We start from the raw sequence: 23,137 nt of genomic DNA, 5'->3' as shown, positions 1-23,137 counted from the left end.
GGGACATCGATGGACGACCTCGCCCGGCTCGCGGCCCACCACGGCGTCGCCGACAGCTACCGGCCCGCCGAGGAGGTCACCGTCGAGGTGCCCGACGCCACCGTCCGGGCGGTCCTCGCCCTGATGGGCGTCCCGGTCGACACCGAGGAGGAGGTCCGGGCGTCGGTCGACGCCGCCGAGCGGGAGCGGGCCGAGCGGCCCCTGCCGCCGACGGTGGTGCACTGGCGCGGCGAGGACGCCCCGCGGGCGCTGGCCGCGCTGCCGCCCGGGACCCGGCTGCGGGTGACCCTGGAGGACGGCGCCGGCGAGGTGGCGTGGGACCCCGGACTGCCCCTCGGGGTGCACCGCCTGACCGTCCGCACCCCCGACGGGCGCACCGCCGGGGCCACCCTGATCGTGGCCCCGGACCGGGCCCCGACCGCCCCGGAGCGGGCCCACGGGCTGCTCGTCCAGCTGTACTCGCTGCTCTCGGAACGCTCCTGGGGCATGGGGGACCTGGGCGACCTGGCGGAGCTGGCCCGCTGGGCGGCCCGCACCCACGGCGCCGACTTCGTCCAGGTCAACCCGCTGCACGCGGCCGTCCCCGGCACCCCGAGCGACCCCTCCCCCTACCGCCCCTCCTCGCGCCGCTTCCCGGACCCGGTGCACCTGCGGATCGAGGACGTCCCCGAGTACGCCGCCTGCCCCGAGCGCGAAGCCCTCGCCGCCCTGGCCGAACGGGGCGGCCGGCTGCGCCGCGAGGTGCTGGAGAAGGGCGCGCTGATCGACCGGGACGCGGTGTGGGAGCTCAAGCGGGCCGCCCTGGAACTGTTGTACGCCGTCCCGCGTTCCCCCGTACGGGAGGCCGCCTGGCGCGCGTTCCGGGCCGGACAGGGGGAGGCCCTGGAGCGGCACGCCGCCTGGTGCGCGACCGCGGCCGGGGAGGACCCGCGGGAGCGGGCCGACTTCCACGCCTGGCTGGTGTGGCTGACGGACGACCAGCTGACGGCCGCCCAGCGGGCCGCGCGGGAGGCCGGGATGGCCATCGGCGTCGTGCACGACCTGGCCGTCGGCGTGCACCCCGACGGCTCGGACGCCCTGACGGCGCCCTTCCACGCCCGCCGCGCCGCCGTCGGCGCCCCGCCCGACGCCTTCAACGCCCGCGGCCAGGACTGGGGGCTGCCGCCCTGGCGGCCCGACGCCCTGGAGCGGGCGGCGTACGCCCCCTTCCGGGAGCTGCTGCGCGGCGTGTTCCGGTACGCGGGAGCGCTGCGCATCGACCACGTGATGGGCCTGTTCCGGCTCTGGTGGATCCCGGAGGGGACCCCGCCCGCGCGGGGGGCGTACGTCTCCTACGACGGCGAGGCGATGCTGGCCGTGCTGGTCCTGGAGGCGCACCGGGCCGGGGCCGTGGTCGTCGGCGAGGACCTCGGGACCGTCGAGCCGCGGGTGCGGCGCGCGCTCGCCCGGCGCGGGATCCTCGGCACCTCCGTGCTGTGGTTCGAGCGGGACTGGTCGGGCGACGGAGAGCCGCTCGCGCCCGCCGACTGGCGGCGGGACTGCCTGGCCACGGTCACCACCCACGATCTGCCGCCCACCGCCGCGAAGCTGACCGGGGGCCACGTCGAACTGCGCGACCGCCTCGGGCTGCTGACCCGCCCCCTGGACGTGGAGCGCGGCGAGGACGCCGAGGACACCGCGGGCTGGCTGGGCCTGCTGGACGGGCTCGGGCTGGAGACCAAGACCGAGGAGGCCGCCGTACGGGCCCTGTACGCCTTCCTGCTGCGCACGCCCGCCCGGCTGGTCGGCGTATGGCTGCCGGACGCGGTGGGCGACCGGCGGCCGCAGAACCTGCCGGGCACCTGGGACCAGTACCCCAACTGGCGGTTGCCGATCGCCGACGGGGCGGGCCGGCCGCTGACCCTGGAGGCGCTGACGGCCTCTCCCCGGGCGAACGCCCTGCTGAGCGCGGTGCGGGAGGGGGCGCACCCCCGTACGGCACCCCCGGGCGCGCGCCCGCTTTAGGTGTTCGCTACGTTTGCACCGTGGACAAGAAGAACGCTCTGCGCGCCGGCGCCGTCACGGCCGGAACCGCGCTGATGATGCTGCTGATGACGTCTCCCGCCCTCGCGCTCACCCGCGACGACGGCGACGACCCGGGTCCGGGCCTGAGCATTGGCGAGACGCTCGGCCTGTTCGTGGCCGCTCCGATCGTGCTGTTCCTGGTCATCACGGGTCTCGTGATGGTCGGCGACAAGTCGCGCAAGCAGCAGAACGCGGGCTGACACCGGCCCGATCGGGGACCGGCCGACCGGACGGTCCTCCTTTCGACTTCCGGGCGCCGGAGGTCCGTGGAGCCGCCTTCGGGCGTGCCCCCGTGACCTCCGGCGCCTTGTCGTGCCCCGGATCGCGCTCCGGATCGAGTTTCGGATCCCGCTCCGGATCCCGTTCGGTCCCGCTCCGGATTCCCCGCCCGTTCCCCGGCGTGATCAGGCCGGGACGTCGGCCAGGAGCCGGCGCAGCAGGTCCGAGAGTCCTTCGACCTCCTCGGGCGCGAAGCCGGTGAGCGCGGCGCGCTGCACTTCGAGGCCCGCGGTGACCGCCTGGTCGACGACGGCCAGTCCGTGCTCGGTGATCGTCACCTGGAGCGCCCGCCGGTCGTGCGGATCGGGGCTGCGGGTGAGCAGTCCGGCCTTCTCCAGCTTGTCCAGGCGGCCGGTCATTCCGCCGGTGGTGAGCATGAGCGTGGCGGACAGCTGGCGGGGCGAGAGCGTGTAGGGGGCTCCGGATCGGCGCAGGGTGCCGATGACGTCGAACTCCCCGCGGGAGATCCCGTGGCGGCCGTAGGCGCGCTCCATCGCCTCGCCCATGGCTTTGGAGATCCTGTAGATCCGCCCGAAGACGGCCATAGGGGCGGTTTCGAGTTCGGGTCGCACCGCGTACCACTGGGCGATGATCGCGTCGACGGCGTCCTTGCTGGCCTCGGTCATGGCGTCAGTATCCGGTTCCACTTGTTCGTTCGCAAGAAAGTTGCTTGACGAAAAGTAGCTTAGGGGTAAGCTACTTCCAAGTGAGCTACTTGGGGGAGTCAGTGATGAAGCGGTTCGGGAAGACGCGGTCCGGAAAGGCGCCGGAAGAGCGCGTGGCGGGGGAGAGGTCCCTGCTCGTGGGCGTCGGGATCAGTGCGATCGGGATCGGCATGTACATCCCCTTCTCGCTCGTCTTCTTCCACCACGTCACCGGCCTCTCCTTCGCCCTCGTCGGACTGGTGCTCACCGTGACCGGCCTCGCCGGACTGGCGTTCATGCCGCTGGCCGGCTCCGCGATCGACCGGTTCGGCGCCCGCCGGATCAACCTGGTCCTCTACGCGGTCCGCGCCCTCGGCTTCGCCCTCTACCCCTTCGCGCACTCCCTGCCGGCCTTCGCCGCCGTCGCGTTGTTCACCGCGCTCGCCGACCGTTCCTTCCCCGTCGTCCAGCAGTCGCTGATCGGGGAAGTGGCGCGCGGCGCCGCCCGCGACCGGCTCCAGGCCTCCCTCCGGGCCCTGCAGAACGCCGGCATGGGCGCGGGCGCCCTCCTCGTCTCCGGGGTGCTCGCCCTGTGGGGCACGGGCGGCTTCCAGTACACCGCCTGGGGCAACGCCCTCGCCTTCGCCCTCGCCGGACTGCTCGTCAGTCGGGTCCGCCCGGTCCGCGACGCCGAGGCCGACGCGGCCGGCGCCCCCTCCGCGAAGCGGGCGCCCGCCGGATACCGGATGGTGCTGCGCGACCGCCCCTTCCTCGGCCTGACCGCCGCCAACTTCCTCACCGCGCTGGGCTACGCCGCCCTGTCCGTCCTCTTCCCGCTCTACATCTCCACCTGGCTGCGCGGGCCCGACTCCCTCACCGGAGCCGCCTTCACCGTCAACACCGTCCTGTGCGCCGGCATCGGCGTCCTGGTCGCCGGCCGCGTCCGCCGCTCCGGCGCCCGCCGCACCCGCTCCGCCGCCCTCGGCTCCCTGCTCTTCGCCGCCGCCTTCATCGGCCAGATCGTCCTGGGCACCCTGCGCCCCGGCCAGACCGTCACCCTGGTCGCCCTGCTGGCCATCGTGGTCGTCTACACCCTCGGCGAGCTGATCCACAGCCCCTCCGGCGGCGCCCTGTCGGTCTCGGCCGCCCCCGAAGCCGTCCGGGGCCGCTACCTCGCCACCTACCAGCTGTCCTACTCCCTGGCCACCGCCCTCGCGCCGTCCCTGTTCACCGCGCTGCTCTCCGTCGACGGCCGGCTGCCGTGGGCCGTCCTCGCCGTCGCCGCCCTCGGCGCCGCGTACGCCCTGCTGAGGCTGGAGCGCCGGCTGCCCGCCGAGGCCGTGTACGCCGCCCCGCCGCTGACGGCGCCCGCGGCGACCCCGCGGCCGGCGCGCCCCGCCGCCGCCCCGGCGGCCTGAGCCGCCGGACCGCCTGAGCCGCCGGGCCACCCCCGAGCCTCCCTTTCGCCCGAGCCGTACGAGGAGTCACCGTGAACCGCCTCGCCACCGTCGCACTGACCGCGCTCGCCCCGATCTCCTGGGGATCCACCTACGCCGTCGCCACCGAACTCCTGCCGCCCGACCGCCCGCTGTTCACCGGGGCCATGCGGGCCCTGCCCGCCGGACTGCTGCTGGTCGCGCTCTCCCGGACCCTGCCCAAGGGCGACTGGTGGTGGAAGTCCGCCGTCCTCGGCACCCTCAACATCGGCGCCTTCTTCCCGCTGCTGTTCCTCTCCGCCTACCGCCTGCCCGGCGGGGTCGCCGCCGTCCTCGGCGCCGCCGGGCCGCTGTTCGTCGTCGGGCTCGCCGCCCTGTTCCTCGGCGAGCGGGCCAGGGCGCGCACCGTACTGGCCGCCGTGGTCGGGGCGTTCGGCGTCAGCATGGTGGTGCTGAAGGCCGAGGCCGCGCTCGACCTCGTCGGCGTCATCGCGGGCGTGGTCTCCTCCGCCTCCATGGCGGCGGGCACCGTGATGACCAAGCGGTGGGGCCGCCCCGAGGGGGTCGGTCCGCTGGCCGTGACCGGCTGGCAGCTCACCGCCGGCGGGCTCGTCATCATCCCGATCGCCGCCCTCGTCGAGGGGGCGCCGCCCGCGCTCGACGGCAAGGCCTTCCTCGGCTACGGCTACATGATGCTGATCAACACCGGGATCGCGTACTGGCTCTGGTTCCGCGGCCTCGGCCGGCTCACCGCCACCTCCGTCACCCTGCTCGGCCCGCTGTCCCCGCTCACCGCCGCCGTCATCGGGTGGGCCGCGCTCGGCCAGTCGCTGACCCCCGTCCAGCTGATCGGCATGGCGATCGCCTTCGGCGCCACCATCGTGGGACAGCTCCCGGGCCGCGAGCCGGAGCCCGCCCAGGAACCTTTCAGCTCGGCTGAAGGAACTGATCGAAATGATTCGATGGACCTGGGTAATGCCGAGGTGCGACGGTAGGGCGGACCCACCCACCACCACACCCCGAGGGGGAGACCACCCGTGGCCGTCGAAGGCGCCCGTACCGTCACACAGGAACCGCGGCAGGAGCGGCCGCAGGACCGGCCGCGCGGCGGGTCCGAGGGCCGCCCCGCCGGCCCCGGCACGGGCGGGTCCGGCGGAAGGTTCACGGGGGCCGCCGGACTCGGCGTCCTGCTCGCCCTCGTCGCGACGGTCGTCTGGTCCGGCAGCTTCGTCGCCACCCGGGGCATGGCCGACACCGTCCCGCCCGTCCAGGCCGTCTTCTGGCGCTGGGTCATCGCCGCCGTCGCCGTCTCCCCCTTCGCCGCGCGCCAGGCCTGGCGGCAGCGGGCCCTGATCCGCCGCCACATCGGCTACGTCGCCCTCGCCACCCTCTTCGGCGTCACCCTCTACAACACCCTCGTCCACCAGGCCGGACTGACCACCTCCGCCGCCAACATGGGCATGATCATGGCCGCCTCGCCGGTCATCATGGCCGGCTACGCCCGCCTCGGCGGCGAACGGCTCGGCGCCCGCCGCACCTTCGGCCTGCTGCTCGCGGCCCTCGGCGTCCTGCTCCTGGTCGGCGACGGCTCGATCGGCTTCGACTTCGGCGCCGGCGACCTGTGGATGTTCGCCGCCGCCCTCTCCTTCGCCACCTACAGCGCACTGCTGAAGCGCAAGCCCGCCGAGATCGGCGGACTCGCCTTCCTGATCACCACCTTCGTGCTCGGCGCGCTGATGCTGGCCCCCGCCTACGCCGTCTCCGTCACCGTCCAGGGCGCCTTCACACCCACCCCCGCCACCCTCGGCCAACTCCTCTACATCGGCGTCTTCTCCTCCGCCGTCGCCTTCTTCGCCTGGAACAAGGCCATCACCCTCATCGGGGCGGCCCGCGCCGGAGTCGTCTACTACCTCCAGCCGGTGTGCGTCGCCGGACTCGGCCTGCTGCTGCTCGGCGAGGAGACCGGCCCCGCGCAACTGCTGTGCATGGCGCTGATCCTGGGCGGGGTCGGACTGTCGAGTGTCGCCCGACGGTAGCTTCGGGTCCGTGACCGAATGGGACCTGAAGAAACTCCGGATCCTGCGGACCCTGGCCGACCGGGGCACCGTGACCGCGACGGCCGAGGCGCTGCACATGACGCCCTCGGCCGTCTCGCAGGCCCTGACCAACCTCGCCCGGCAGGTGGGGGTGCCGCTGCTGGAGGCCCAGGGGCGACGCGTACGGCTCACCGACGCGGCCCGCCTCGTACTGCGGCACACCGAGACCGTGTTCGCCCAGCTGGAACGGGCCGACGCCGAACTCGCCGGGTACCTCGCGGGCGAGGCCGGCGAGGTGCGGGTCGGGGCCTTCTCCACGGCGGTCCCGGTGCTGGTCGTCCCCGCCGTGGCCGCCCTGAGGCGCAGCCACCCGGGCATCGAGGTCCGCGTCCGCGAGACCGAGGCCGCCGAGTCCTGGGAGCTGCTGTCCACCCGGGACGTGGACCTCGCGCTGTCCCTGGCCCCGCACGCGCCGGTCGGCGGCGACCCCCGCTTCACCCGGGTCACCCTGCTGGAGGACCCCCTCGACGTGGCCCTGCCGCCCGACCACCCGCTGGCCGCCGCCCCCGACCTGCGACTGGCCGACCTGGCGGCGGAGCGGTGGATCTACGGGGGCAGCGGCCCCTGGTCGGAGATCACGCGCGGCGCCTGCGAGGCGGCCGGGTTCGTGCCGCAGCGGGCGCACACGGCGTCCGGGTGGACGGCGATCCTGGCCATGGTGGAGGCGGGCATGGGCGTGGCCCTGGTGCCCCGCATGGTCTCCGCCCGCGCCTCGGGCGTGACCGTACGCGTCCTCGACCACGACCGCCCGACCCGGCACGTCATCGCCGCGCTGCGGCGCGGCGCCGAGAGCGGGCCCGCGGTCTCCCGGGTCCTGCGGGCCCTGCGCACGGCGGCCGAGAGGCTCGCGCAGGCCTCGTAGGAGCGCGAAAGGGGGCGCGGTCGGGCCGCGCCCCCTCTGTGACCGGGGAGGGTCAGCCGCGGTCGGCGGCCGCCGCGTCGGCGGCCTGGGCGCGCAGGGCGCGCTCCACGCCCGCGCGGGCCTCCGACACCAGACGGCGCAGACCCGCGTTCGGCTCGGCCGAGGCCAGCCAGGCGTCCGTGGCGTCCAGGGTCTCGCGGGAGACCTGGAGCGACGGGTAGAGGCCCACCGCCACCTGCTGCGCGATCTCGTGGCTGCGGGTGTCCCAGACCTCCTTGACCCGCTCGAAGTACGTGGCCGCGTACGGGGCGAGCAGTTCGCGCTGGTCGGTCTGGACGAAGCCGCCGATCACCGCCTCCTGCACCGCGTTCGGCAGGTCGCCGGAGTCCACCACCGAGGCCCACGCCTCGGCCTTGGCCTCCCGCGTCGGGCGCGCGGCGCGCGCCGTGGCCGCGTGGCGCTCGCCGGCGGCCGTGGCGTCCCGCTCCAGCTCGGCCGCGACGGCCGGCTCGTCGAGGGTCCCGGTCGCGACGAGGCGCTCCAGGAACGCCCAGCGCAGCTCCGTGTCCACGACCAGGCCCTCGACGGTCGCGGAACCGTCCAGGAGCGCGGCCAGGTACGTCAGCTGCTCCTCGGTGCGGGCCGTGGCCGCGAAGGCCCGGGCCCACGCCAGCTGGTGGTCGCTGCCCGCCTCGGCCGCGAGCAGGTGCTCGCGGGTGGCCTCGGTCCAGGTCGCGAGGCCCTGCTCGCGCCACGCCGGGTCGGCGTACAGGTCCACGGCCAGCTTCACCTGACGGTGCAGGGACTGCACGACGCCGATGTCCGACTCCTTGCCGATGCCGGACAGCACCAGCGCCAGGTAGTCGCGGGTCGCCAGCTCGCCGTCGCGCGTCATGTCCCAGGCCGAGGCCCAGCACAGCGCGCGCGGCAGCGATTCGGTGAAGTCGCCGAGGTGCGCGGTGACGTTCGCCAGCGACACCTCGTCGAGGCGGACCTTGGCGTAGGACAGGTCGTCGTCGTTGAGGAGCACGACCGTCGGGCGGGCCCGCCCGACGAGCTCCGGCACCGCCGTCAGCTCGCCGTCGATGTCCAGCTCGATCCGGTCGGTGCGGACCAGCTTGCCGTCCTGGAGCTCGTACAGGCCCACCGCGATGCGGTGCGGGCGCAGGACCGGCTCGCCCTTGGCGCCGGCCGGCAGGGCCGGGGCCTCCTGGCGGATCGCGAAGGCGGTGACGGAGCCGTTCTCGTCGGTCGTGATCTCCGGGCGCAGGACGTTGATGCCGGCCGTCTCCAGCCACGCCTTCGACCAGGCCGTCAGGTCGCGGCCGGAGGTCTCCTCCAGCGCGCCCAGCAGGTCGGACAGCCGCGTGTTCCCGAAGGCGTGCGCCTTGAAGTACGCCTGCACGCCCTTGAAGAAGGCGTCCTGGCCGACGTAGGCCACCAGCTGCTTGAGCACCGAGGCGCCCTTGGCGTAGGTGATGCCGTCGAAGTTGACGAGGACGTCGTCCAGGTCACGGATGTCGGCCATGATCGGGTGCGTGGACGGCAGCTGGTCCTGCCGGTACGCCCAGGTCTTCATGGAGTTGGCGAACGTGGTCCACGCGTGCGGCCACTTCGAGCCCTCGGCGTAGGCCTGGCAGGCGATCGAGGTGTACGTGGCGAAGGACTCGTTCAGCCACAGGTCGTTCCACCACTCCATGGTGACCAGGTCGCCGAACCACATGTGCGCCAGCTCGTGCAGGATGGTCTCGGCGCGCACCTCGTACGCCGCGTCCGTCACCTTGGAGCGGAAGACGTACTGGTCGCGGATGGTGACCGCGCCCGCGTTCTCCATCGCGCCCGCGTTGAACTCCGGGACGAAGAGCTGGTCGTACTTGGCGAACGGGTAGTCGTAGGCGAACTTCTCCTGGAACCAGTCGAAGCCCTGCCGCGTGACGTCGAAGATCGCGTCCGCGTCGAGGAACTCGGCCAGCGAGGGGCGGCAGTAGATGCCGAGCGGGACGGACTGCCCGTCCGGGCCCTCGTAGGAGCTGTGCACCGCGTGGTACGGGCCCACGATCAGCGCCGTGATGTACGTGGAGATCCGCGGGGTCGGCTCGAAGGCCCACACGCGGTCCTTCGGCTCCGGGGTCGGGGAGTTCGAGATGACGGTCCAGCCCTCGGGGGCCGTCACGGTGAACCGGAACGTCGCCTTCAGGTCGGGCTGCTCGAAGCTGGCGAAGACCCGCCGCGCGTCCGGCACCTCGAACTGGGTGTACAGGTAGGCCTGCTGGTCGACCGGGTCGACGAAGCGGTGCAGGCCCTCACCGGTGTTCGTGTACGCGCAGTCCGCGACGACGCGGAGCTCGTTGTCCCCGGCGGCCAGGTGCTTCAGCGCGATGCGCGAGTCCCGGAAGACGGCGGCCACGTCGAGCGACTTGCCGTTCAGGACGACCTCGTGCACGGCGGGCGCGACCAGGTCGATGAAGGTCTCGGCGCCGGCCTCGGCGGACCGGAAGCGCACGGTGGTCACGGAGGGGTACGTGCCGCCCTCCTGCGCACCGCTGAGATCGAGTTCGACCTCGTACGAGTCGACGGTGAGCAGCTTCGCCCGCTGCTGAGCCTCTTCACGGGTGAGATTCGTGCCAGGCACGCGGTCATCTCCTTTGATGGTGACGTTGCCCCGCCATCCTTCCACGCGGGCCACGTCACCGGGCAGGAGTAATCCACGGGCGAACGCCGCGTCCGTTTTCCGCCGGCTCCGCCCCGTTCGCGCGCCCACCCTGGGGCGCATGAACCCGTACGCCGCACTCCCCATCGCCCCCGAGGCGCTCGCCGCACTGCGCTCGCGCGACGACGCCGACCGCCCCTGCCTGCCGTACACCGACCCGGAGGGAGACGCTCCGCTGCGCTGCTGCCTGCGGCGGAGCCGGGCCGGCGAGAACATCGCGCTCGTCTCCTACGCCCCCCTGCGCCGCTGGGCGCGTGGCGCAGGCGTCGATCCGGGCGCCTACGACGAGCAGGGCCCGGTGTTCATCCACGCCGAGGACTGCGGCGGCCCGGCCGAGGCGGACGGCCCTCCCTTCGCCCACCCCGGCGCGTTGCGCGCCGCCCGCCGCTACGACGCCCGGGGCCGGATCCTCGGCGGCCGGGTCCTCTCCCTCGGCGAGGAACCGGCCGCCGAGATCGAGGACGCCCTGACCGAGGCCTTCGCCGACCCGCGGACCGCCCTCGTCCACGTGCGCGCGGTCGAGTTCGGCTGCTTCCTCTTCGAGGTCCGAAGGCCCTGATCCCGGACGGGGACGCGCAAGGGGGCGGCGCCGGAGCGGCGCCGCCCCCTCACGCGGGCCGGGGCGGGATCAGCCGCGGCGCAGCTCCTCGGCGACGAGCTCCGCGATCTGCACGGCGTTCAGCGCCGCGCCCTTGCGCAGGTTGTCGTTCGACAGGAACAGCGCGAGGCCGTTGTCGACGGTCTCGTCCACGCGGATGCGGCCCACGTACGAGGCGTCCTTGCCAGCGGCCTGGAGGGGCGTGGGGATCTCGGACAGCTCGACGCCGGGCGCGTCCTTCAGCAGCTCGTAGGCGCGCTCGACGGAGACCGGGCGGGCGAAACGGGCGTTGACCTGGAGGGAGTGGCCGGAGAAGACGGGCACGCGCACGCAGGTGCCGGAGACCTTGAGCTCCGGGATCTCCAGGATCTTGCGGGACTCGTTGCGGAGCTTCTGCTCCTCGTCGGTCTCGAAGGAGCCGTCGTCGACCAGGTTGCCCGCGAGCGGGACCACGTTGTACGCGATCGGCCGCTTGTAGACCTGCGGCTCGGGGAAGTCGAGGGCCTCGCCGTCGAAGGTCAGCTGGTCGGCAGCCTCGGAGAGCGCGCAGGCCTGGCCCTTGAGCTCGGCGACGCCGGCCAGGCCGGAGCCGGACACGGCCTGGTAGGTGGTGGCGACCAGCGCGGTCAGGCCGGCCTCCTCGTGCAGCGGGCGCAGCACGGGCATCGCGGCCATGGTGGTGCAGTTCGGGTTCGCGATGATGCCCTTGGGGCGATTCTTGATCGCGTGCGGGTTGACCTCGGAGACCACGAGCGGGACCTCGGGGTCGCCGCGCCAGGCGGAGGAGTTGTCGATCACGACGGCGCCCTGGGAGGCGACCTTCTCGGCGAGGGCCCGGGAGGTGGCGCCGCCGGCCGAGAAGAGCACGATGTCCAGGCCGGAGTAGTCGGCCGCGGAGGCGTCCTCGATGGTGATCTCGCGGCCCTCCCACTCCACGGTGGAGCCCGCCGAACGGGCCGAGGCGAACAGCCGCAGCTCGTCCACCGGGAACTTCCGCTCGGCCAGGATGCCGCGCATGACTCCGCCGACCTGTCCGGTGGCTCCGACGATTCCGACCCTCACGGTGACTCCTTTTGGTACGTACGACGCGGGCGCGCGTGAGGCCATCATGCGTTCGACCCCACGAGCCTTGTCCAATCCATTGTCCGAGGTACGGACGGTGTCCCTCGTGTGAACCCGCGTGACGAGTCCGTGACGGCAGTGTTGCACGACCCCCGATGAGGCGTTTTGCCTGTTCAGAGCCGGTTAGCGTCCCTTCTGTCGCGTCCGCTATCCGGATGCGGCGTACCAGAAGTCGAAACGCCGACCACCCGGGGAGAACCACCGTGCGGGACATCCGCCACCACCGCCGGTCCATACCGGCCCTCGCCGCCCTCGCGGCCGTCGCCGTCGCCGCGCCCGTCCTGCTCGCCGCCGCTCCGGCGTCGGCCCACGAGCGCGCCCCGCGCGAGGGCCGGCTCGCCAAGGAGCTGGTCGAGGAGGTCACCGCGCGCGGCGCCTACCGCCACCTGGAGCGGTTCCAGAAGATCGCCGACGCCAACGGCGGCAACCGCGCCGCGGGCACCCCCGGCCACGCCGCCTCCGCCGCCTACGTCCACGACACCCTGAAGAAGGCCGGCTACCAGGTCTCCTACCAGGACTTCGACATCCACGAGGCGCACACCAGGACGGAGCGGACCACCCTCCTCGGCGCCGAACCGCGCGAGCTCGCGACGGCCGCCTTCACCTACACCAAGTCCACCCCCGCCGGTGGACTGACCGCCCCGCTCGCCCTCGCGCGCGTGGACGACACCCCCGGCTGCACCGCCGACGACTACCCGGCGGGCGCGTTCGCCGGGAAGATCGCCCTGGTCAAGCGGGGTTCCTGCACCTTCGTGGAGAAGCAGAACGCCGCCGCGGCGGCCGGCGCCGTCGGCGTGATCGTCTACAACCACAGCGGCACCACCCCGGTCCGCGGCGGGTTCTCCACCCCGGCCGAGGGGATCATCCCGAGCGCCGGCATCACCCTGGCCGACGGCGAGGCGCTGACCGCCGCCGCCGCGAAGGGCGAGGTCCGGGTGCGCCTGGACCTGGACCAGGAGCACGTGAGGAAGACCACCCGCAACGTGATCGCCGAGACCCGCGGCGGTCGCGCCGACCGGGTGGTGACCGTGGGGGCCCACCTGGACTCCGTCGCCGAGGGGCCGGGCATCAACGACAACGGCTCGGGCTCGGCCGGTCTGCTGGAGGTGGCCCTCAGGCTCGCCGACGAGGGGGCGAACAAGAAGGGCAAGGGCAAGCAGCCCGCCAACAAGGTGCGCTTCGCCTGGTGGTCGGCCGAGGAGCTGGGCCTGCTGGGCTCCGAGCACTACGTCGCGCAGTTGTCCGAGAAGCAGAAGAAGGACATCGCGCTCTACCTGAACTTCGACATGATCGCCTCGCCGAACCCCGCGCAGTTCGTCTACGACGGCGACGACTCGGACCGCACCGGAGCGGGCGCCGGCCCGGCCGGCTCGGCGCAGATCGAGGCGCTGATCAACGGCTTCCTCGACCGCAAGGGCAAGCCGCACGAGGGCAGCGACTTCGACGGGCGCTCCGACTACGGCCCGTTCATCGCGAACGGCATCCCGGCCGGCGGCACCTTCACGGGCGCCGAGGGCATCAAGACCCCGGAGCAGGCGAAGCGTTACGGCGGCAAGGCCGGGGCGCCGTACGACCCGAACTACCACGGGGCGGGCGACGACCTGAGGAACATCGACCTCAAGGCCTTCGACACCAACCTCGACGTGATCGCCCACGCGGTGGGCACCTACGCCCAGGACCTGAGCTCGCTCGGGAAGTGACGCCGTGACGCGGTGACGCGGCAGCGGCGGCGGGGGAATCCGGCCCGGGGGGGGCGGGGGAGAACGACGAAGGGGCGGGCGCCCGATGCGGGCGCCCGCCCCTCCGTCATGCGTTCACGCGGTCACGCCCTTACGGGAGGACCTTGTCGATCTGCACGCTGCCGGTGCCGGCGGCGGTGCCGCGGCCGTTGAGCAGCTGGACCTGGCCGAAGAACTGACGGCCCTCGGGGGCCGCGCTGTTGACCAGGACCTTCGCCGAGACCTGCGCCGAGGCGCCGGTGGCGAGGTTCACCGTGGCGGCCTCGTCGACCTGGACGGAGCCCAGACCGGCCGAGAAGAACACGTCGCGGTAGTCGTACGTGGTGGTGCCGGCCGGGACCGCGTAACCGATCACCTTGACGGTGTAGGTGCCGGCGGCCGGCTTGACCAGGCTCACGGCCTCCTCGGAGTCGCCGTCGGCGGCCGAGCCGACCTTGACGCCGTCCTTGTAGACCTCGAGGTCGAGGTCGGCGCCCGTGTCGGAGACCTTGCCGATCGCGACGTCGAGGCGCGAGACGCCCTCGCCGATCGTGACCTCGGAGGTGTGGGTCTCACCGTTGGCGATGGTGGGCTTGGCGACCTTCGCGCTGCCGAGCGGGCCACCGGCGAGCTTGCCGCCGGAGATGGCCGCGGCCTCGTTCTTGACGGTCCACTGGACCGGCGCCGGGGTGCCCTGCTTGACCTCGGGCAGGACCTTCACGGCCGGGTCGAAGCTCGCGCCGAGCACCGAGATGTCCAGCTTGAACGGGTTGTCGAGCAGCGGCGACGTACGGCGCGACTCGACCTCGATCTCCCAGACGCCCGGGACCGGCTCGTTGTACGAGCGCAGGTCGGGGCGGCAGGTGTTCGCCGGGTTGTCGTAGTTCGGGTAGCACTGCGTGGTCGCGCTGTCCTCGACGCCCACACCGTACGGGTGGATCGAGATGAAGCGCGTCTGGCTGCCCGGCTTCAGACCGCCGAGGGCGACCTCGAGGGTCTTGGTGCCCTGGGGGACGGTGACGAAGTACGACTTGTGGCTGTTGCGCTGGACGGAGGAGGTGTCCGACAGCTTGAAGGACGGCTTCGCCAGCGGGGTGGAGGCGACGACCGTGGCGAGGACCTGCTTGTCGATGCCCTCGGTGGTCGGGTCGTCGAGCTGGAGGATGCCGCTGTGGACGCCGGCCGACTTGACGTTGGCCTCGACCTTGATGGTGACGGGCTTGTTCAGCGGCAGCGTGACGTAGTCGTAGCCGCCGATGACCTTGAAGCCGTCGTTGGTGCGCCAGCTCAGGTTGTGGCGGGTGCCGTACTTGACGCCGGTGGTGCGGGTGACGACGACGTCGTAGACCTTCTTCTGGCCGACCTTCAGGCCGCCCTCGCGGTCGTAGATGCCGGTGCCGAAGCCCGGGGTCTTCAGGAACTGGTCGATCGCGGTGTCGACCGGCGCCTTGACGGTGAACTCCTCGGCCTTGGCGCCACGCTGGATTGCCTCCCAGGCGGCGGGGACGTTGAGCAGACCGGAGCCCTGGGCGTGCGCCGGGACGTCGTCGATCTTCTTCGCCGAGCTGGTGAGCGCGACGCGCAGGTTCGCCGGCTTCAGGGCGATGTTCGCCTGCTTGGCGGCGGAGATGAGCAGGGCGCTCGCGCCCGCGGCCTGCGGCGAGGACATCGAGGTGCCCTGGAGCATGCCGTAACCGGCCGGCAGGTTGTAGCCGGCCTCCTTCACGGGGGCGCCGGGCAGCCAGGTCTGGATGGTGTTGATGGCCGCGCCGGGGGCGGTGATGGTCGGCGTGAAGCCGCCGTCCTCACGCGGACCGCGCGAGGAGAACGGGAACATGTTGTACTTCTTGCTCACGCCGGAGCCGTAGTTGGCGGCCCAGGTCTCCTTGGAGACCGCCGCGCCCACGGAGACGACCTTGTCGGCCAGGCCGGGGTCGCCGATGGTGTTGACGCCGGGACCCTCGTTGCCCGCCGAGATGACGAGCTGGACACCGTAGGTGTCGATGAGGTTCTTGTAGAGCTCCGAGCGGGCGTTGTTGCCGTCGTTGAGCGCCGGCAGGCCACCGATCGACATGTTGACGATGTCGACGCCGCGGTTGACGACGAGGTCGATCATGCCCTCGGTCAGCGCGATGTTGGTGCAGCCGCCGGACCAGGAGCAGGCGCGGGAGGAGACGAGCTTGGCGCCCGGGGCCTGGCCGTTCATCTGGCCGCCGAAGAGGCCGTTGGCGGCGGTGATGCCCGCGACGTGCGTGCCGTGCTCGGACTCGATGATGCCGATGTTGACGAAGTCGACCTTCTTGCCGACCCAGTCCCCGCCCAGCGGGTCCATCGGGACGTCCTTGCGGATCTCGATCACGAACGGGATGCGCTCGGCGACCTCGGTCGCCGGGTTGTCCGTGCCGAACCAGCCGATCTGGTAGCCGTCCTTGTACGGCTTCATCGGCTCGTTGTTCGTGAAGTCGTTGTCCTGGTCGGTGTCGACGCGGACGGTCCCGGCGACCGGGTCGTAGAGCATGCCGAACCGGTCGGTGGTGTCACCGTCGCGGTTGACGTCGCCCTTCATGTCACCGGTGGCGGTGATCGACTCGGTGAAGCGGCTCCACTGGAAGGTGCCCTCGGGGGCCTTCCAGTTGGCGCCGCCGGCGCTGAACGCGCCGCCCGCGGAGGTGACGGGGGTGACCTGGGGGCGCCAGGTCGCGTCGTTGTCCGTGATCGGGTCGGTCGCGGTGACCCAGTCGACGATCTTGCGCTCGCCGGTGGTGGTCTTCTGGAGCGCCGGGTGGCCGACGTCGACGCCCGAGTCCATGATGCCGATGGTCACGCCCCGGCCGTCGGCGGTGGGATTCTTCTTGACGAAGTCCACCGAACCGGTCTCGAAGGACGGGTTGTACGGGTTCTTCGCCGGAGTGTTCTTGTCCGGCGCCGCGTACGTCTCGGAGGCGGTCTTCTTGACCGTGCCGGTCTCGCGGTCCGACTCCGGACGGGGGTCCGGCAGCTGGATCTCGTGGCGCAGGTCGACGCCGTGCACGGAGTCGAGCTTGACGGCCGACTTCAGCGCGGCTTCCGCCTTGTCGGTCGGCAGGGTGGCGCGGACGTAGCCGAGCTGGTCGTACGTCCGGCCCACCGAGGCGCCCTGGACGGTACCGAGCTGGTCGGCGACCTGCTTGGTCTGTCCGGGGGCGGTCGCGACCATGACGGTGACGGTCGCGTCACCCTTGGCCTTGGCCTCCTGGAGCAGTTCGACGTCGGCCGAACCGAGCTTCTGGTCGGCCGACTTGACCGGCGGGGTGGCGGGGGTGGTGGGGCCGTCCGCCGCGAAGGCGGGCATCGCGCCGGTGGCGCACAGCGCGGCCACGAGGCCCGCGGCCGCCGCGACGCGGGCCACGCGCCTGGCGCCGGGTATCGCCCCGGTGGTGGAGCCGGTGGAGTCGAGGGTCATCAGCATCCCTGGCTAAGTGAAAGATACGGTCCGGAATTCGGTGCCGGATGACCGGTCAGCTTTGCGCAAGTGACAGCTGTTTGGGGAGTGTTGTTATTGACCGAGACCTGACATGGCGGAAACCCGCCGGCGCGGTGAACGCGCCGGCGGGGAGATATCCGGGCAGGGTCGGGCGAAGCGAGGGGCTATTCGAGTCGATTTATCGACTTCTCGGCCTCAGTGGGCGGTCGGCACGGGATCGCGTCTCGCCACAGGTGTGACACATTCCGATCATTCAGCGCACGCGCGTGCGCGCGTAATGCCGGGACGCCTTCGCGCGGTTGCCGCACGCGGCCATCGAGCACCAGCGGCGGGTGCCGTTGCGCGAGGTGTCGTGGAAGTGCAGGACGCAGCTCTCGGAGGCGCACTTGCGGATCCGGTCGGGCGAACCGCCCAGCAGTTCCAGGTAGTCGCGGGCTGCGAGCCAGGCGGGCCCCCAGGCGGGATCGGCGAACTCGGCCCGCTCGCCCGGCCCTTCGGCGGTGAGGGTGGCCCGGATGCGCCCGTGCTCCAGGACGGCGTCGACCAGGGCGCGCGCGCCCGCGTCCGCCGGGTCGGCCACCGCGCGGGCGAGCGACTCGCGTGCGGTCAGCAGGTGGACGAGGGTCGCGGCGTCGGCGCGGAAGCGGTCGGCCAGGCCGACGCCGTTCAGCCACACCGCCAGGCCCTCCACGCGGGTCAGTCCGAAGGCCCCGGCGAAGAGGTCCGCCACCGTGCCGTCGTCCATCCAGCGCGTGTTCAGCAGGTCGAGCGAGAGCGGCTCGCCCGTCAGGGGGCGGGGGTCCGGGGTGGTGTGCGCCGTCATGTCCGTGTCCGTCTCCTCGCTCGGCTAACCCCTCAAGAGTACGTGACCGGTTGACGCCATCGACTCTAACCCTTAATCTCGATTTAGAAGGTTAGAGATTCCGGGGCCTCCGGGATCTCCTCCGCCTGGGGAAGGGAACCCGTCATGACGACCGCCGTCGGCTCGCTCCGCACCGGACACGTGGGCCTGAACGTCACCGACCTGGACCGCTCGCTCGCCTTCTACCGGGAGGCCCTCGGCTTCGACCTGCTCGGCGAGGGCAAGGAGGAGGACCGGCGCTTCGCCTTCCTCGGCCGGGACGGCGAGCTCGTCCTCACGCTCTGGCAGCAGGCCGCCGGCCCGTACGCGCCCACCGCGGCCGGTCTGCACCACCTCGCCTTCTCCGCGGAGGCGGTCGAGGAGGTGCGGGCGTACGAGGAGCGGCTGCGCGGCCTGGGCGTCGCGTTCGCCCACGAGGGGGTCGTGGCCCACCAGGAGGGGTCCGCCTCGGGCGGGATCTTCTTCCACGACCCGGACGGGACCCGCCTGGAGATCTCCGTGTCCACCGGGGTCGAGGGCGCGTCCGCCCCCACGGGATCCGCCCCCACCTGCGGATTCTTCTAGACCCAGTCGGGCTGCCGACGGGGCCGCCCGTTCGTCGTCGAAGAGGGGAGAGGGTCGTGGAGCGCTACCACCGGGGTTCGCTGGACGTACAGGAGCGGGTCGGCGTCCGGGAGGCGGCCGAGCACGTCGGCCGGGCGATCGGCGCGGACATCAAGGACGTCGCGGCGCGGTTCCTGACCGAACAGCCGCACCTGGTCGTCGGCGCGGGCGACGGGGAGGGCCGACTGTGGGCCTCGCTCATCGCCGGCGCGCCCGGGTTCGTCCGGGCGACCGCGCGGGACCGGATCGCGGTCCTCGGCGGTCCGCCGGTCGGGGACCCCCTCGCGGAGGCGCTCGCCCTGGCCGGCGCCCCGGTGGGCACCATCGCCCTCGACCCGCGCACCCGCCGCCGGATGCGGCTGAACGGGGCGCTCGACGTCGCGCCGGGCGGGTTCGCGGTACGGGCGCGGCGGGTCTTCGCCAACTGCCCGAAGTACCTCCAGCGGCGACAGCCGGTGGAGCGGGTGCTCGACGGGCCCGGAGTGCTGCGGCGCGGGCCGGCGCTCGTCCCGGACCAGGAGCGGGCGGTGCGCGCCGCCGACACCTTCTTCGTCGCCACCACCGACGGGGCCGACGGGGTCGACGCGAGCCATCGGGGCGGCATGCCCGGCTTCGTCGAGGTGCTCTCGCCGACGGAGCTGGCCTGGCCGGACTACCCGGGCAACGCGATGTTCCTGACCCTGGGGAACCTGGCCGCCGACGAGCGGGCGGGCCTCCTGTTCCCCGACTGGGAGGGCGGGGGCGTGCTCCAGCTGAGCGGGCGGGCCCGGACCGAGTTCGGCGCGGACGGGGAGCGGCTCGTGCGCTTCACCGTGGACGCGGTCGTCGAGGCCCTGCACCCGGGGCGGCTGCGCTGGAGCGGGCCGGAGTACTCCCCGGCCAATCCGCCGCCGCCGGCTCACCGGGGCAGCACGACCAGGTAGGCGGCGGGTTCGCGGTCGTCGGAGGCGGTCAGGGCGGTGCGTACGACGGCCGCCTGCTGCTCCGGCCAGTCGCGCAGCTTGCGGGGGGTCAGGTACAGGACGGTCACCCCGAGGCGCTCCAACGTCTCGCGCTTGCGGACGGCCTCCGCCCAGTCCTCGTCCTCGCCCTGGCGGGGCGCGCGGGTGTCGATCTCGACGGCCACGGCCTGCTCGGGCCAGTACGCGTCCACGCCGCCGAGGTGCGGGCCGCCGGGCAGGCGCAGGTCCACGTTCCAGACGGGCTCGGGGAGTTCGTAGCCGCGCACCAGCTGGTACAGCCGGTGCTCGGCGATGGCCCGGCCCTCGGCGAGGAGGGACTCGACGGCGTCGACCACGTGCGGTCGGTTCAGCAGCCGGGCCACGGTCAGCTCCCGGACGACGGCCGTCGGCTCGCAGTGTCCGGCCCGGACGGCCTCGCTGAGCACGCGGCGCACCGTGCCCGCGTCGGAGAGCTGCGCCACGGCGTCGGCGACGGCCCGCGCCACGGGGGCCACCGGCAGTCCGGTGACCTCCACCGGGCGGGGCGGGGTGTGCGCGCGGACGACGCGGACGTCGCCGGTGGAGCGCAGCCGACGGGTGTTCGGGACGAGCACGTCGATGTGCGAGAGGGCGAGCAGGGCGGGGGCGGAGGAGAACCGGTAGAGCGCGAGGGCGGCCAGCCCGGTGATCATCACCTCGCCGCTGCCGCGCCGGCCGGCGTACAGCAGGGCCGCGTGGAGCCGCTCCTCGCTGGTCGCGGGGCCGGAGTGGAGCAGGAACACCCCGGGCAGCACCTGCTGCCAGGGCCGGCCCGCTGCGTCGGAGGCGCTGACGCCGTGCTCGCGGAGCTGGGCGACCGTCAGGACGCGGGGGCGGCTGGCGGTGAGGTGGGCGAGGGGGAGGGGTGCGTTCTGGTTCATGACGCGGTGATTCCCTCAGGCCATGGCCTTGCTAACGCCTGTTACACGTTCGTCGACAAATGCGGACAAGACGGGGCTAAAGTACGGGCGTTCGACTGCCGATGACGTGCCCCCGTTCGGCCGCATCCTCTCCGGCCCCGCCCTCCCCGGCCGCACCTCCGGGCCCCACCACCTCGGGCGCGGCACGGGACGGCCCCCGCCCCCGCCCCGGTGCGGGGTGGGGGCGGGGGCCGGTGCGCGTCGTCAGGCGTCGCGGGACTGGGCGCGCAGCGCGCGGGCCAGGTCGTCGCGGGACTCCAGGACCAGCCGCCGCAGCGCCGGCGCCGCGTCCGCGTGCGCCGCGAGCCAGGCGTCCGTCGCCTCCAGCGTGGCCGCGGAGTCCTGGAGCGAGGGGTAGAGCCCCTTCACCACGTGCATGCCGATCTGGATCGAGCGCCGTGCCCAGATCCCCTCGATCACCTCGAAGTAGCGGTCGGTGAACCCGGTCAGCAGGTCCCGGCGCGAGGGCTGCTGCATCCCGGCGATGGTCGCCTCGACCAGCGCGTTCGACAGCGCGTCCGACTCGACGACCGCCGCCCAGGCCTGGTCCTTGACCGCCGCCGAGGGCCGGGCCGCCAGGCACCGCACCTGGTGCCGCTTGCCCGAAGCCGTGTCGTCGCGCGCCAGTTCGGCCTCGATCGCGGCCTCGTCCACGGCGCCGTGCGCCGCCAGCGGCAGCAGGAAGTCCCACCGCAGCTCCTGGTCGACGTCCAGCCCGTCGATGCGCGCCGAACCGTCCAACAGCCCCAGCAGCAGCTGGAAGTCCCCCTCGGAGGAGGCGCTCGCCGCGAAGAAGCGCGCCCAGGTCAGCTGGTGCTCCGAGCCGGGCTCGGCCAGCCGCAGTTCGTGCAGCGCGCCCGCCGCGAGCTCCCGCCCGCCGCGCTCGCGCCGCTCGGGCGCCGCGTAGTGCGTGACCGCCGTCAGCGCCTGCGCGTGCAGCATCTGGAGCACGCCGACGTCGCTCTCCCGGCCCGCGTGCGCCAGCACCAGCGACAGGAAGTCCCGCGCCGGCATCAGCGCGTCCCGCGTCAGGTTCCACAGCGCCGACCAGCACAGCGCCCGCGCCAGCGGGTCGGTCAGGTCGCCCAGGTGGGCCCGGAGCGTGTCCAGGGAGCCCTCGTCGAAGCGGATCTTGCAGTACGTGAGGTCGTCGTCGTTGACCAGGATCAGGTCGGGACGGTCCAGTCCGGCCAGCTCCGCCACCACCGTCCGGGCCCCGGCCACGTCCGTCTCGGCCCGCGCGTAGCGCACCAGCGTCCCGTCCGCCTCCAGCCGGTAGAGGCCGACCGCCACCCGGTGCGGGCGCAGTTCGTCGCCCTCCTGGAGGACCGCCAGCTCGGTCAGGCGACCGGCGGCGTCGTAGGTCGCCACCGGGGTCAGCGTGTTCACCCCGGCCGTCTGGAGCCAGGCCCGCGACCACTGCGCCATGTCCCGCCCGGAGACCTCCGCGAGCACCGACAGCAGGTCCTGGAGGGTGGTGTTCCCGTAGGCGTGCGCCTTGAAGTAGCGGCGGGCGCCCTCCAGGAAGGCCTCCCGGCCCACGTAGGCGACGAGCTGCTTGAGGACCGCCGCGCCCTTGGCGTAGGTGATCCCGTCGAAGTTCAGCTTGGCGTCCTCCAGGTCACGGATGTCGGCCGTGATCGGGTGGGTGGAGGGCAGCTGGTCGGCCCGGTAGGCCCAGGCCTTGCGGTTGTTGGCGAAGGTCACCCAGGCCTGGTCGAAGCGGGTGGCCTCGGCCAGCCCGAAGGAGCCCATGAAGTCCGCGAAGGACTCCTTCAGCCACAGGTCGTCCCACCACTTCATGGTGACCAGGTCGCCGAACCACATGTGGGCCATCTCGTGCAGGATCGTGTTGCACCGGCGCTCGTAGGAGGCCTGCGTCACCTTGCCCCGGAAGATGTACTCCTCCCGGAAGGTCACCATCCCCGGGTTCTCCATCGCGCCCAGGTTGTACTCCGGCACGAAGGCCTGGTCGTACTTCCCGAAGGGGTAGGGGTAGTCGAAGATCTCGTGGAAGAGGTCGAAGCCCTGCTTGGTGACGAGGAACACCTCGTCGGCGTCGAAGTGCTTCGCGAGCCCCTTGCGGCACATCGCGCCGAGCGGGATCGTCAGGTCCCCGCGCGTGTAGGTGTCCGTCACGTAGTGGTACGGCCCCGCGACCACGCAGGTGATGTACGTGGAGATCGGCGCGGTCTCGGCGAAGCGGCGGGTGAGCCCCTCGCGGGACTCCTCGACGCCGTTGCTCCACACCTGCCAGCCCTCGGGCGCGGTCACCTCGAAGCGGTACGGGGCCTTCAGGTCCGGCTGCTCGAAGTTGGCGTACACGCGGCGGGCGTCCGCCGGCTCGTACTGGGTGTAGAGGTAGACCTCGCCGTCCTCCGGGTCGACGAAGCGGTGCATGCCCTCGCCGGTGCGGCTGTAGGCGCAGTTCGCGTCCACCACCAGCGTGTTCTCGGACGCGAGGTCGGCCAGGGCGATGCGCGCTCCGTCGAAGACCTCGGCCGGGTCCAGGGCGCGGCCGTTGAGGGTGACGGAGTTCACGGAGGGGGCGATGAGGTCCGCGAAGGAGGAGGCGCCCGGGGCGGCGGCCCGGAACCGGACGGTGGTCACCGACCGGAAGGTGCGGGGACCCTCGGACGGTTCGGCCTCGTCCACCGCCGACGTCAGGTCGAGCACCACCTCGTACCCGTCGACGGACAGCAGCTCGGCCCGCTCGCGGGCCTCCTCGCGGGAAAGGTTCTCACCGGGCACGTGCACTCCTTCGTGCGTGATCGCGTTCT

The 23,137-nt window shown here is 72.9% G+C and carries 17 protein-coding genes; 10 read left to right on the top strand and 7 right to left on the bottom strand.

What is annotated here, in order from left to right; all coding sequences use genetic code 11:
- Positions 1-9: 9 nt before the first annotated feature.
- Together AB0D01_RS08590 and AB0D01_RS08585 are read left to right on the top strand one after the other, a co-directional pair.
- Positions 10-2,004, top strand: a complete 1,995-nt coding sequence (locus AB0D01_RS08590; RefSeq protein ID WP_363054339.1) for a 4-alpha-glucanotransferase — start codon at positions 10-12, stop codon at positions 2,002-2,004.
- Positions 2,005-2,024: 20 nt separating this feature from the next.
- Positions 2,025-2,264: a hypothetical protein gene (locus AB0D01_RS08585; RefSeq protein ID WP_363054338.1), complete on the top strand. Its 240-nt coding sequence runs from the start codon at positions 2,025-2,027 to the stop codon at positions 2,262-2,264.
- Between the two features lie 204 nt (positions 2,265-2,468).
- Here the strand turns inward: AB0D01_RS08585 and AB0D01_RS08580 are convergent, their stop codons facing one another.
- Entirely contained in the window at positions 2,469-2,969 is a 501-nt protein-coding gene (locus tag AB0D01_RS08580; RefSeq protein WP_363054336.1) for a MarR family transcriptional regulator, read from the bottom strand.
- Between the two features lie 152 nt (positions 2,970-3,121).
- On the opposite strand from AB0D01_RS08580, the gene AB0D01_RS08575 reads away from it, so the two are divergent.
- From AB0D01_RS08575 to AB0D01_RS08560, 4 genes are all read left to right on the top strand, one after another.
- A complete protein-coding gene (locus AB0D01_RS08575) occupies positions 3,122-4,405 on the top strand; it encodes an MFS transporter (protein ID WP_363054335.1) in 1,284 nt (427 codons plus the stop codon).
- 71 nt (positions 4,406-4,476) lie between these two features.
- Positions 4,477-5,418 carry an EamA family transporter gene (locus AB0D01_RS08570; protein WP_363054334.1) on the top strand — a complete coding sequence of 314 codons (942 nt, stop codon included), beginning with the start codon at positions 4,477-4,479 and terminating at the stop codon, positions 5,416-5,418.
- 192 nt (positions 5,419-5,610) lie between these two features.
- Complete coding sequence (locus AB0D01_RS08565; protein ID WP_363054529.1) at positions 5,611-6,459, top strand: DMT family transporter; 849 nt, start codon at positions 5,611-5,613, stop codon at positions 6,457-6,459.
- Positions 6,460-6,469: 10 nt separating this feature from the next.
- Positions 6,470-7,381, top strand: coding sequence for a LysR family transcriptional regulator (locus AB0D01_RS08560; RefSeq protein WP_363054333.1), 912 nt, complete (start codon positions 6,470-6,472; stop codon positions 7,379-7,381).
- Positions 7,382-7,433: 52 nt separating this feature from the next.
- On the opposite strand, the gene pepN (AB0D01_RS08555) is transcribed toward AB0D01_RS08560, so the two are convergent.
- Positions 7,434-10,013 (bottom strand): aminopeptidase N, encoded by a 2,580-nt coding sequence (pepN, locus tag AB0D01_RS08555; RefSeq protein WP_363054332.1) that lies wholly within the window; start codon positions 10,011-10,013, stop codon positions 7,434-7,436.
- A gap of 139 nt (positions 10,014-10,152) precedes the next feature.
- Here pepN (AB0D01_RS08555) and AB0D01_RS08550 point away from each other — a divergent pair, with 139 nt between their 5' ends.
- Entirely contained in the window at positions 10,153-10,650 is a 498-nt protein-coding gene (locus AB0D01_RS08550; protein ID WP_363054331.1) for a DUF1203 domain-containing protein, read from the top strand.
- A gap of 69 nt (positions 10,651-10,719) precedes the next feature.
- Here the strand turns inward: AB0D01_RS08550 and AB0D01_RS08545 are convergent, their stop codons facing one another.
- Positions 10,720-11,751 carry an aspartate-semialdehyde dehydrogenase gene (locus AB0D01_RS08545; protein ID WP_363054330.1) on the bottom strand — a complete coding sequence of 344 codons (1,032 nt, stop codon included), beginning with the start codon at positions 11,749-11,751 and terminating at the stop codon, positions 10,720-10,722.
- A 263-nt stretch (positions 11,752-12,014) separates the two neighbouring features.
- On the opposite strand from AB0D01_RS08545, the gene AB0D01_RS08540 reads away from it, so the two are divergent.
- Positions 12,015-13,511 (top strand): M28 family metallopeptidase, encoded by a 1,497-nt coding sequence (locus AB0D01_RS08540; protein ID WP_363054329.1) that lies wholly within the window; start codon positions 12,015-12,017, stop codon positions 13,509-13,511.
- A 130-nt stretch (positions 13,512-13,641) separates the two neighbouring features.
- On the opposite strand, the gene AB0D01_RS08535 is transcribed toward AB0D01_RS08540, so the two are convergent.
- Both AB0D01_RS08535 and AB0D01_RS08530 read right to left on the bottom strand, forming a co-directional pair.
- Positions 13,642-16,971, bottom strand: a complete 3,330-nt coding sequence (locus tag AB0D01_RS08535) for a S8 family serine peptidase (RefSeq protein ID WP_363054328.1) — start codon at positions 16,969-16,971, stop codon at positions 13,642-13,644.
- Between the two features lie 274 nt (positions 16,972-17,245).
- Entirely contained in the window at positions 17,246-17,815 is a 570-nt protein-coding gene (locus AB0D01_RS08530) for a CGNR zinc finger domain-containing protein (RefSeq protein WP_363054327.1), read from the bottom strand.
- Between the two features lie 144 nt (positions 17,816-17,959).
- Between AB0D01_RS08530 and AB0D01_RS08525 the strand changes: the two genes are divergently transcribed.
- Positions 17,960-18,418 carry a VOC family protein gene (locus AB0D01_RS08525; RefSeq protein ID WP_363054326.1) on the top strand — a complete coding sequence of 153 codons (459 nt, stop codon included), beginning with the start codon at positions 17,960-17,962 and terminating at the stop codon, positions 18,416-18,418.
- Between the two features lie 56 nt (positions 18,419-18,474).
- A complete protein-coding gene (locus tag AB0D01_RS08520) occupies positions 18,475-19,380 on the top strand; it encodes a pyridoxamine 5'-phosphate oxidase family protein (RefSeq protein WP_363054325.1) in 906 nt (301 codons plus the stop codon).
- Here the strand turns inward: AB0D01_RS08520 and AB0D01_RS08515 are convergent.
- The gene (locus AB0D01_RS08515) at positions 19,356-20,318 is read right to left on the bottom strand and encodes a hypothetical protein (protein WP_363054324.1); all 963 of its coding nucleotides are present in this window, start codon (positions 20,316-20,318) and stop codon (positions 19,356-19,358) included. The genes AB0D01_RS08520 and AB0D01_RS08515 overlap by 25 nt on opposite strands.
- 243 nt (positions 20,319-20,561) lie before the next feature.
- A complete protein-coding gene (gene pepN, locus AB0D01_RS08510; protein WP_363054323.1) occupies positions 20,562-23,108 on the bottom strand; it encodes an aminopeptidase N in 2,547 nt (848 codons plus the stop codon).
- Positions 23,109-23,137 lie beyond the last annotated feature (29 nt).

The sequence above is a fragment of the Streptomyces sp. NPDC048606 genome, from assembly GCF_040650855.1.
Lineage (GTDB): Bacteria > Actinomycetota > Actinomycetes > Streptomycetales > Streptomycetaceae > Streptomyces.
This window is presented reverse-complemented; position numbering and strand designations above follow the sequence as displayed.